9 protein-coding genes are annotated in these 9,036 nt (G+C 74.1%); 6 read left to right on the forward strand and 3 right to left on the reverse strand.

What is annotated here, in order from left to right:
* Positions 1–3 precede the first annotated feature (3 nt).
* Positions 4–534: a potassium channel family protein gene (locus tag ACZ7GJ_RS01395; protein WP_470748240.1), complete on the forward strand. Its 531-nt coding sequence runs from the start codon at positions 4–6 to the stop codon at positions 532–534.
* On the opposite strand, the gene ACZ7GJ_RS01400 is transcribed toward ACZ7GJ_RS01395, so the two are convergent.
* The 3 genes from ACZ7GJ_RS01400 to ACZ7GJ_RS01410 form a co-directional block, all read right to left on the reverse strand.
* Positions 531–1,034, reverse strand: a complete 504-nt coding sequence (locus ACZ7GJ_RS01400; RefSeq protein ID WP_470748242.1) for a methylated-DNA--[protein]-cysteine S-methyltransferase — start codon at positions 1,032–1,034, stop codon at positions 531–533. The two genes, ACZ7GJ_RS01395 and ACZ7GJ_RS01400, sit on opposite strands and share 4 nt — an antisense overlap.
* 15 nt (positions 1,035–1,049) lie before the next feature.
* On the reverse strand, positions 1,050–2,531 hold the full coding sequence (locus ACZ7GJ_RS01405; RefSeq protein WP_470748244.1) for an AlkA N-terminal domain-containing protein: 1,482 nt from the start codon (positions 2,529–2,531) through the stop codon (positions 1,050–1,052).
* Positions 2,532–2,687: 156 nt separating this feature from the next.
* The gene (locus tag ACZ7GJ_RS01410) at positions 2,688–3,893 is read right to left on the reverse strand and encodes a PucR family transcriptional regulator (RefSeq protein ID WP_470748246.1); all 1,206 of its coding nucleotides are present in this window, start codon (positions 3,891–3,893) and stop codon (positions 2,688–2,690) included.
* A gap of 200 nt (positions 3,894–4,093) precedes the next feature.
* Here ACZ7GJ_RS01410 and ACZ7GJ_RS01415 point away from each other — a divergent pair, with 200 nt between their 5' ends.
* The 5 genes from ACZ7GJ_RS01415 to ACZ7GJ_RS01435 are packed head-to-tail and all read left to right on the forward strand — an operon-like array spanning position 4,094 to position 8,906.
* Positions 4,094–4,882 (forward strand): ABC transporter ATP-binding protein, encoded by a 789-nt coding sequence (locus ACZ7GJ_RS01415; protein ID WP_470748248.1) that lies wholly within the window; start codon positions 4,094–4,096, stop codon positions 4,880–4,882.
* The gene (locus ACZ7GJ_RS01420) at positions 4,870–5,685 is read left to right on the forward strand and encodes an ABC transporter ATP-binding protein (protein ID WP_470748250.1); all 816 of its coding nucleotides are present in this window, start codon (positions 4,870–4,872) and stop codon (positions 5,683–5,685) included. Before ACZ7GJ_RS01415 ends, ACZ7GJ_RS01420 begins: the two co-directional genes overlap by 13 nt.
* Positions 5,682–6,572 carry a branched-chain amino acid ABC transporter permease gene (locus tag ACZ7GJ_RS01425; RefSeq protein ID WP_470748252.1) on the forward strand — a complete coding sequence of 297 codons (891 nt, stop codon included), beginning with the start codon at positions 5,682–5,684 and terminating at the stop codon, positions 6,570–6,572. The genes ACZ7GJ_RS01420 and ACZ7GJ_RS01425 overlap by 4 nt, the downstream gene beginning before the upstream one ends.
* Positions 6,565–7,629 carry a branched-chain amino acid ABC transporter permease gene (locus ACZ7GJ_RS01430; RefSeq protein ID WP_470748253.1) on the forward strand — a complete coding sequence of 355 codons (1,065 nt, stop codon included), beginning with the start codon at positions 6,565–6,567 and terminating at the stop codon, positions 7,627–7,629. Before ACZ7GJ_RS01425 ends, ACZ7GJ_RS01430 begins: the two co-directional genes overlap by 8 nt.
* Positions 7,626–8,906 (forward strand): ABC transporter substrate-binding protein, encoded by a 1,281-nt coding sequence (locus tag ACZ7GJ_RS01435; RefSeq protein WP_470748255.1) that lies wholly within the window; start codon positions 7,626–7,628, stop codon positions 8,904–8,906. The genes ACZ7GJ_RS01430 and ACZ7GJ_RS01435 overlap by 4 nt, the downstream gene beginning before the upstream one ends.
* Positions 8,907–9,036 lie beyond the last annotated feature (130 nt).

A 9,036-nucleotide genomic window follows, 5' to 3' on the forward strand; every position in this document is an offset into this window, starting at 1 on the left:
GCCATGGAGCGCTACCGCGTAATCGCGGTCCACCTGGTCCGCTCGGCGGCCTCGGTGGCCCTGCTCCTCGCGCTCTACTACCTGGTCCCGCTGGACCGTGGGCTGGAGGTCACCGCCGTCACCTCGCTGGTCCTCGGACTGACCGGGTTCGGCTGCCTGCTCGCCTGGCACATCTCCGCCGTCAGCCGTGCGGAGCATCCGCTGCTGCGGGCGCTGGAGGCGCTGGCCACCGCGGTGCCGTTGTTCCTCGTGGTGTTCTCGGCGTCGTACTTCCTGCTCGCCAAGGAGCACGCCGGGTCGTTCTCCGAGCCGCTGAGCCGGATCGATGCCATGTACTTCACGGTCGCGGTGTTCGCGACCGTGGGGTTCGGGGACATCGCCCCCACCACCGGGACGGGCCGTGCGCTGACCACCGTGCAGATGATCGCCGACCTGATCGTGGTCGGGGTGGTCGCCAAGGTCCTCTTCGGCGCGGTCAAGGTCGGTCTGCGCCGGCGGGACGCCGACGCGGACGACCCGCCGGACACCAGTTAGAGCTGCTGTTCCCCGGCCTCGAAGGCCAGCAGCCGAACCTTGCGGTCCAGGCCGCCGCCGTAGCCCGTCATGCTGCCCGAGGCCCCGATCACACGGTGGCACGGCACGATGATCCCCACCGGGTTCTTCCCGTTGGCCAGACCCACCGCGCGCGAGGCACCCGGCTTGCCGAGCTTCGCCGCGAGCTCCCCGTACGACCACGTCTGCCCGTACGGGATGCGTACGAGCTGACCCCAGACGCTGCGCTGGAAGTCGGTGCCCTCCAGCCGGACCGGCAGGTCGAACTCGGTGAGCTCGCCCGCGAAGTACGCCGTCAGCTGCCGCGCCACTTCGGGGAAGGGCTCCTCGGACGCCGCGACCCGCTCGCCGAAGGACTCCTCGGCGGGGCGGTGGCGCTGCCCGGTCATGTACAGGCCGCTGAGGACGCCGTCGGTGGCGACCAGGGTGAGCGGGCCGTAGGGGCTGTCGACGACGGTGTGCTGCTTGCTGCTGCTGTTCATGGTCTTTCGCGCCTCTCAGACGGGCAGGTGGTTGACCGGGTGGTCGCCGGTGGCCCACAGGTATTGGACGGCGTACGCGCGCCAGGGCCGCCAGCCGGCCGCCCGGGCCGTCAGCGCCGCGGGCGTGGACGGCAGGCCGAGGTCCTTCGCGGCCCGCCGGACCCCCAGATCGGACGGCAGGAAGGCGTCCGGGTCGCCCAGCGCCCGCATCGCGATCACCTCGGTGGTCCACGGACCGAATCCGGGCAGCGCGTTCAGCCGCGCCCGGGCCGCTTCCCAGTCGCTGTCGATGCCGAGCGGCAGCGAGCCGTCGGCCAGCGCCGCGACCAGGGTCGTCAGGGTGGTCCGCCGGCTGCGGGGCAGGGCCAGGGACTCCGGGTCCAGCCCGGCCAGCGCCTGCGGGGAGGGGAACAGGTGGGTCAGCCCGCCCTCGGGGTCCGGGTCGGCCACGGGCTCGCCGTGGGCCGCGACCAGCCGGGCCGCGTGGGTGCGCGCGGCCGCGGTGGACACCTGCTGGCCGAGGACGGCGCGTACGGCGAACTCCGCCGCGTCGACCGTACGGGGCACCCGGCGCCCGGGAGCCTTGTCCACGAGCGGGGCCAGCAGCGGATCGGTGCGCAGCTGCCCGTCGACCGCCTCGGGGTCGGCGTCGAGGTCGAGCATCCAGCGGCAGCGGCTGATGGCGATGGTCAGGTCCCGCAGGTCGGTCAGGGCGAGCTGGCAGCCGATGTGGTCGGGCTGCGGGGTGAGCGAGACGACCCCGGTCCCGTACGGGAGCCTCAGCGTCCGGCGGTACGCCCCGGCCCGCCACTCCTCGACTCCCGGAACGGCCGTGGCGGCGAGGTGCCCGAAGAGGTTGTCGGGGTTCAGCGGGGCCCGGTAGGGCAGCCGCAGCGCGATCGTTCCGGGGACCTTGGGCCCCAGCCGGTTGGCCTTCTCGGCCCGCTGCCGGAGCTCGCCGGGGGCGAGGGCGAACACCGCGCGGACGGTCTCGTTGAAGGTGCGGATGGAGGAGAACCCGGCGGCGAAGGCGATGTCGCCCATGGGCAGTTCGGAGGTCTCGATGAGCAGCCGCGCGGTCTGCGCGCGCTGCGCCCGCGCGAGGGCGAGGGGGCCGGCGCCGAGCTCGGCGTTCAGCTGCCGCTCCACCTGGCGGGTGGAGTACCCGAGGCGGGCGGCCAGGCCCGGCACGCCCTCGCGGTCGACGACGCCGTCCTGGATGAGCCGCATGGCGCGGGCGACGGCGTCGGCCCGGGCGTTCCACTCGGGCGAACCGGGGCTGGTGTCGGGCCGGCACCGCTTGCAGGCCCGGAAGCCGGCCTGCTGGCAGGCGGCGGCACTGGGCAGGAAGGTCATGTTCTCGACCTTGGGCGGCACGGCGGGGCAGCTGGGCCGGCAGTAGATCCGCGTGGTCAGCACGGCGGTGAAGAACCACCCGTCGAAGCGGGCGTCCTTCGACTGCACTGCTCTGACGCAGCGATCGGTGTCGGTGTACATGGCTCCAGGATCCCGGCCGTCTCACCGCCGGGCTGGCGGTTTTCCGACATCAAGCCTACGGCCCCCGGCCCCGGCCTACGGCCCCGGCCCACGGCCCCCGGCCCCGGCCCACGGACGCCGGCCCCGGCCCACGGACGCCGGACCGCGGTCAAGGCATCAGACGCCCGCCGGTCCGCAGGTGCCGGTCAGGCGGTGGGCGGCCACGGCCAGGGTGAGCGCGATCAGGTCGTGCGGGCGCGACAGGGAGCGGGAGGTCAGGTGCTCCAGCCGCCGCAGCCGGTTGAAGACCGTGTTGCGGTGGCAGTACAGACGGGTGGCCGCGCGGCCGGCGGAGCCCTCCGCCGCGAGCCATGCGTCCAGGGTCTCCAGCAGCACCGCCCGGTCCGCCGGGTCCAGCTCCAGCAGCGGACCCAGGACCGCCTGGACCAGCTCCCCGGCGAGCTCTGGCTGCCGTACGACCAGGGCCGTCGGGAGCCGCTCCGACAGCCGGACCAGCGAGCGCTCCTCCGCCCCGCAGGTGGCCAGCGCCGTCTCCGCCAGCCGCCGCGCCCGGCCCAGCTCCGCCAGCCCGCCCACCACCGGGCCGATCCCGCCGGGGCCGGGGCAGCGGTCGGCCAGTTCCGCGGCCAGCTCGTCCAGCGAGGACGACCCGAGGGCCACCACCGCCAGCTCCTGCTCCGCCCGCATCCGCCAGAACAGCCGCATCCCGCCCGCCGACGCCACCCGGTGCACCGAGTCCCGCCGGTCCACCGGGAGCACGACCACCGCGTACCGCCCCTGCTCCGGCAGGTCCAGGCCCGCCGCCGCCCGCGCCGCCAGGCCCGGCGCCGGGTCCCCCTCCAGCAGCGCGTCCAGCAGCGCCTGCACCCGCTCGTCGCTGCGCCGGCGCATCTCCAGCTCGCCCTCCCGGTAGGCCTCGGCCGTCGCGGCGGCCTGCTGTTCGATCCCGGCCCACATCGCGCCCGCCGTCCGGGCCAGTACCGGCAGGGCGTCCGGGTCCTCCTCCGTGACGATGTCGAGCAGGGCATCCCACGTCAGCCGGCCCGCGCGACGGTACGCGTACAGCAACAGGTCCAGCGGCAGGCCCTGTTCGGCTCTGCGCCGCCCGAGCTCCTGCGCGTAGGCCAGGTCCTTGCGCAGGTCAGAGCGGCGCGCCGCGAAGGCCTCGATGCCGTACCGCATCGCCTCGCTGATCTGCTGCCAGTGCTCGTCCCGCGGTACGGCCACGTCGAACAGCGGCGAATGCTTCGCCAGATCGCCGATGAGCTGTTCCGTCAGAGCGGGGATCCGCTCCACCAGAACCTCGGCCGCCGTCAGCAGCACCGACCATTCCGCTTCCGTCCGCGCCCTGCGTCCACCCATGGCCGCAGAGGATGTCACCCGGGGCCCGCCGGCGTAAGAGGCCCCGTCGGCAGGTCTGTGCCGTTGCACAAGCGGACCCCACCCCGGGCTGGTCATCGGCAGCGATTCGGCTTCGGGCCGTGGACGCCCGCCCCCGCCCGGTGCTGGTCTGTGCGCCAGCACAAAGCCCGACCGTGGGTGGGCAAGCAGTGGGAGGGGATGTGGCCTCGCTCCAGGTGAGCGCGCTGTCCGTCGGCTACGGGCCGGTCCGGGCACTGCGCGCCGTGTCGCTCGACGTACCGGCGGGCACCGTGGTCGTCGTACTCGGCGGGAACGGCGCGGGAAAGACGACCCTGCTGCGGGCGGTGTCCCGGACGCTCGCCTTCCACCGGGGCGCCGCAACCGGCGGGGGCATCAGCTTCGACGGCCGGCCGCTGGACGGCCTCGGCCCGGCCGGGGCGGTGGCCGCAGGGGTGGTGCAGGTCCCGGAGGGGCGCCAGGTGTTCACCCGGATGAGCGTCGCCGACAACCTGCGGGCCGGCGCCCTCGGGGCCCGGGCCGGCTCCCGCGCCGACACCGCCCGCTCGCTGGCCCGCGTCCACGAGCTGTTCCCGGTCCTGGCCCGGCGGGCCCGCCAGCGGGCCGGCCTGCTGTCCGGCGGCGAGCAGCAGATGCTCGCGCTGGGCCGGGCCCTGATGGCCCGCCCGCGGCTGCTGCTGCTCGACGAGCCTTCGCTGGGCCTGGCGCCGAAGATGGCCGCCACCATCGCCGAGACGATCACCGAGATCAACGCCTCGGGCACCTCGGTGCTGCTGGTGGAGCAGAACGCGGCCCTCGCGCTCCGGCTGGCCTCGTACGCGTACGTCCTGGAGGTCGGCGAGGTCACCCTGGCGGGCCCGGCCGCCGAGCTGGCGGCCTCGGACGAGGTACGCCGCCGCTACCTCGGCATCACCGACGAGGACGCCCCGCCCCCGCGGACGACCCGAACCCTGCGCAGGTGGTCCGCGTGATCCCGTCCGCAGCGCAGGAGACGACCGCCCCACCGCTCCTCACCGTCACCGACGTGACCGTCCGCTTCGCCGGGCTCACCGCCCTCGACGGGGTCTCCTTCACCGTCGAACCGGGCAGTGTCCACGCCGTCATCGGGCCCAACGGGGCGGGCAAGTCCACCTGCTTCAACGTGCTCTCCGGGGTGTACCGCGCAGCGACGGGCAGCGTGCGCTTCGGCGCCGCCGAGCTCACCGGTCTCGCCCCGCACGCCGTCGCCGCCCTCGGTGTCGCCCGTACCTTCCAGAACCTGGCGCTGCCCCCGCACACCACCGTCGCCGACAGCCTGCTGCTGGGCCGCCACCGGCTGATGCGCTCGGGGTTCCTCGCCACCGGGCTGCGGCTGCCGTCCGCCGTCCGCGAGGAGCGGCTGCACCGCGAACGGGTCCGCGAGATCGCCGCCTTCGTCGGCCTGGAGGGTGACCTGGCAGCCCCCGCGGGCTCCCTCCCGTACGGCAAGCAGAAGCTCGTCGAGCTGGCCCGGGCCCTGTGCATGGAGCCCCGGCTGCTGCTCCTGGACGAACCCGTCGCCGGGATGACCGCGGACGAACGGGCGCGCACCGCCGCCGTCGTCGCCGCAGTCCGCGACAGCCTCGGCATCTCGATCGTGCTGGTCGAACACGACATGGGGGTGGTGATGCGGCTCGCGGACGCGGTGACCGTGCTCGACTTCGGAAAACGGATCGGCGGCGGGACCCCCGCCCAGGTGCAGAGCGACCCGGCGGTCGTCCGCGCCTACCTCGGCGAGGAGGCCCCGGCCCCGTGACCACCTTCCTGGAACTGCTCCTCGGCGGCCTCTCCATGGGCTCCGTGTACGCCCTGATCGCCCTCGGCTTCGTGGTCATCTTCAAGGCCACCGAGGTGGTCAACTTCGCCCACGCCTCCCTCCTCCTGGCGGGCGGGTACGTCACCGCCCTGCTCCACGACGACATCGGCTTCTGGCCCGCCCTCGCGGTCGGCACCGGCGCCGCCGCCGCGGTCGGGGCGGGGGTGGAGTTCCTGGTGATGCGGCGCTACCGGGGCCAGGACCCGGGCGTCCTCGCCATCGTCACCATCGGCGTGGACATCCTGCTCGTCACCGACCTCACCCGCCGCATCGGTACGGACGTCCTCGCCCTCGGCGACCCGTGGGGCGCGGCCGTGGTCCGCCTCGGGCCGGTCACCGTGCCGCAGACCCGGATCGCGGCCCTCATCGCCGCCTCCCTGCTGATCACCGCCTTCCTCCTCGCCTTCCGGTACACCGCGTGGGGAGTGGCCATGCGGGCCGCCGCCGAGAAACCGGAGACGGCCGCGCTGATGGGCGTACGGCTGGGCCGGGTCTCGATGGCCGCGTGGGCGGTCGCCGGAGCCCTCGCCGCGGTGGCGGCGCTCTTCCTCACCGTCTTCCCCACCCCCGGACTGGAGCGGGCCACCTCGCTGGCCGCCCTCAAGGCCTTCCCGGCGGCCATCCTCGGCGGCCTCGACTCCACCACCGGAGCCCTGGCCGGCGGGCTGATCGTCGGCGTCACCGAGGCCATGGCCACCGGCTACCAGAGCCAGCTCACCTTCCTGGGCCGCGGCATCGGCGACCTCGCCCCGTACCTGGTGATGGTCGTGGTCCTGCTCCTGCGTCCGGCAGGCCTCTTCGGCACGAAGGAGCTCGCCCGTGTCTGACCGCCTCCGCCGGATCCCGCTGGCTGCCGGGGTCCTGGTGCTGCTGGCCCTGCCCTTCTACCTGGAGCGGTTCTGGCTCCAGGCCGGGCTGTTCGCCATCGCCGCCGGGATCGGTGCCATCGGGCTGAACCTGCTCACCGGGGCCACCGGCCAGCTGTCCATGGGGCACGCCTTCTTCCTGGCCGTCGGCGCGTACGGGTACTGCGCGCTGGCGGGTGACGGCGGGCGCTCCGGCGGCCACGCACTGGTGGGCCTCGGCCTGCCCAGCTGGCTCGCGGCCGTCCTCGCCGTCGCCCTCGCGGGAGCCGCGGGCGGGCTCTTCAGCCCCATCGCCGGCCGGCTGCGCGGCGCGTACCTCGGCATCGCCACCCTCGCGCTGATCTTCATCGGGCAGCACGTCCTGTTCAACGCCACCCCCCTCACCGGCGGCTTCAACGGCCGCGCCGTCGAGCCCCTCTCCCTCTTCGGCATCACCTTCGACGACACCGAGACCGTGATCGCCGCCGTCCCCTTCCAGTCCGCGGAGAAGCTCTGGTACGTCGCCCTCGCCGCCCTCCTGGGCTGCGCCCTCTTCGCCCGCGGCGTCCTGCGGGGGCGCCCCGGCCGCGCCATGAACGCCATCCGGGACCACAACATCGCCGCCGGCGTCATGGGCGTGCCCGTCGCCCGCTACCGCGCCGCCGTCTTCGTCCTGTCCTCCATGTACGCGGGGCTGGCGGGGGTGCTCCTCGCCCTCGTCTTCCAGCGCACCGTGCCGGACTACTTCGGCATGGTCCTCTCCCTCGAATACCTCGCCATGATCGTGATCGGCGGCCTCGGGACGGTCGCGGGCTCCGTCATCGGCGCGGCCTTCGTCTCCCTGCTGCCCCAGCTGCTCACCCGCTACAGCGACGCCCTCCCGCTCGTCTCCGCGCCGGGCACCGGCGGGGTGTCCCCGGGCGAGACGTCCCGCTACCTGTACGGCGCGGCCGTCGTCGCCGTCGTCCTCTTCCTCCCGGGCGGCCTCGCCCGGATCAGGCCTCCCCGGCCCGCACGTCCCCCGAAGGAGCCAGCGTGATCAGACCCAGTGCGAACAAGCGAGCGCGACTCGGTACGGCCGCCCTCGCGGCCGCGATCGCCCTCACCGGCGCCGCCGGCTGCAGCGGCAAGGCGGGCGGCGGCGCCGACGACAAGCAGGCCGAAGGCGGGGTCAAGACCGGCAAGGGGGTCTCCGCCACCGCCATCCGGCTCGGCGCCCTCACCGACATGACCGGCGTCTACGCCTCGCTCGGCAAGAGCGTCACCCAGGCCCAGCAGCTCTGGATCAAGCAGACGAACGACGCCGGCGGCATCTGCGGCCGGCAGCTGGAGCTGACGGTCCGCGACCACGGCTACGACCCGCAGAAGGCCCTCGCCGGCTACACCGAGCTGGAGCCCGACGTGCTGGGTTTCGCCCAGTTCATCGGCTCCCCCTTCGTCGCCGCGGCCAAGGGCCGCATCGACGGCCAGGACAAGGGCCTGGTCATCCCGCAGGCCTGGTCCGCCTCGCTGCTGGGCAGCGCCTCCATCCGCACGGTGGGGGCCACGTACGACATCGAGACGGTCAACGCGATCGGCTACCTCCTCGACCAGAAGCGCATCGCCTCCGGCGACAAGATCGGGCACGTCTACTTCGAAGGGGACTACGGCGAGAACTCCCTCGCCGGGGCCAAGCACGCGGCCAAGGAGGCCGGGCTCACCGTCGTCGAGCAGAAGATCAAGCCCACCGACAACGACATGTCCGCGCAGGTCGCGGCCCTCAAGCAGGCCGGGGTCAAGGCCGTGGTGGTCAGCGCGGGGCCCAAGCAGGCGGCCTCGCTGGTCGGGGTCGCGGCGGCCGGCGGCTGGAACGTGCCCGTGGTCGGCAACAACTCCGCCTTCGCCCCGCAGCTGCTCGCCACCCCGGCGGGCGCGGCCCTGCAGAAGGACTACTACGTTGCCGCGTCCGCCCTGCCCATCGGCTCCACGGCGCCCGGCCCGGCGGCCCTCGCCACGGCCTACAAGGCCGCGTACCCGGACGCGGGGCTCGACAACGGCGTGGTGGCCGGTTACACGGCCGCGGCGGTCTACGGGGAGGCCCTGAAGAAGGCCTGCGCGGACAAGGACCTCACCCGCGAGGGCGTCGGCAAGGCCCTGCTGACCCTGAAGTCCTACGACAGCGGCTTCGGGATCACGCACGACTTCTCCGACCCGAAGGCCCCCTCCACCCGGCAGAGCGTGATCATGAAGCCCGACGCGCAGACCCCGGGCGGCCTGAAGGTCGTCAAGGAGGCCGCGGTCGCCCCCGCGGCCGAGAAGTACACCCCGGCGGGCTGAGGCCGCCGTAGGGGGTGCCTGACGGGTGTCCGCCGCTCATTCCCCACGGGCACCCGCCAGACACCCCCAAGCCCCGCGAGGGGGCCCGGAAAGACCAAAAGAGGGCCCTGGGACGCCAATGGCGTCCCAG

The organism is Streptomyces sp. NPDC037242, assembly GCF_055604165.1.

Excerpts from the sequence above, each read along its gene's own strand:
- ACZ7GJ_RS01395 (WP_470748240.1), top strand. The coding sequence starts at position 4 with ATGGAGCGCTACCGCGTAATCGCGGTCCACCTGGTCCGCTCGGCGGCC.
- ACZ7GJ_RS01400 (WP_470748242.1), bottom strand. The coding sequence starts at position 1,034 with ATGAACAGCAGCAGCAAGCAGCACACCGTCGTCGACAGCCCCTACGGC.
- ACZ7GJ_RS01405 (WP_470748244.1), bottom strand. The coding sequence starts at position 2,531 with ATGTACACCGACACCGATCGCTGCGTCAGAGCAGTGCAGTCGAAGGAC.
- ACZ7GJ_RS01410 (WP_470748246.1), bottom strand. The coding sequence starts at position 3,893 with ATGGGTGGACGCAGGGCGCGGACGGAAGCGGAATGGTCGGTGCTGCTG.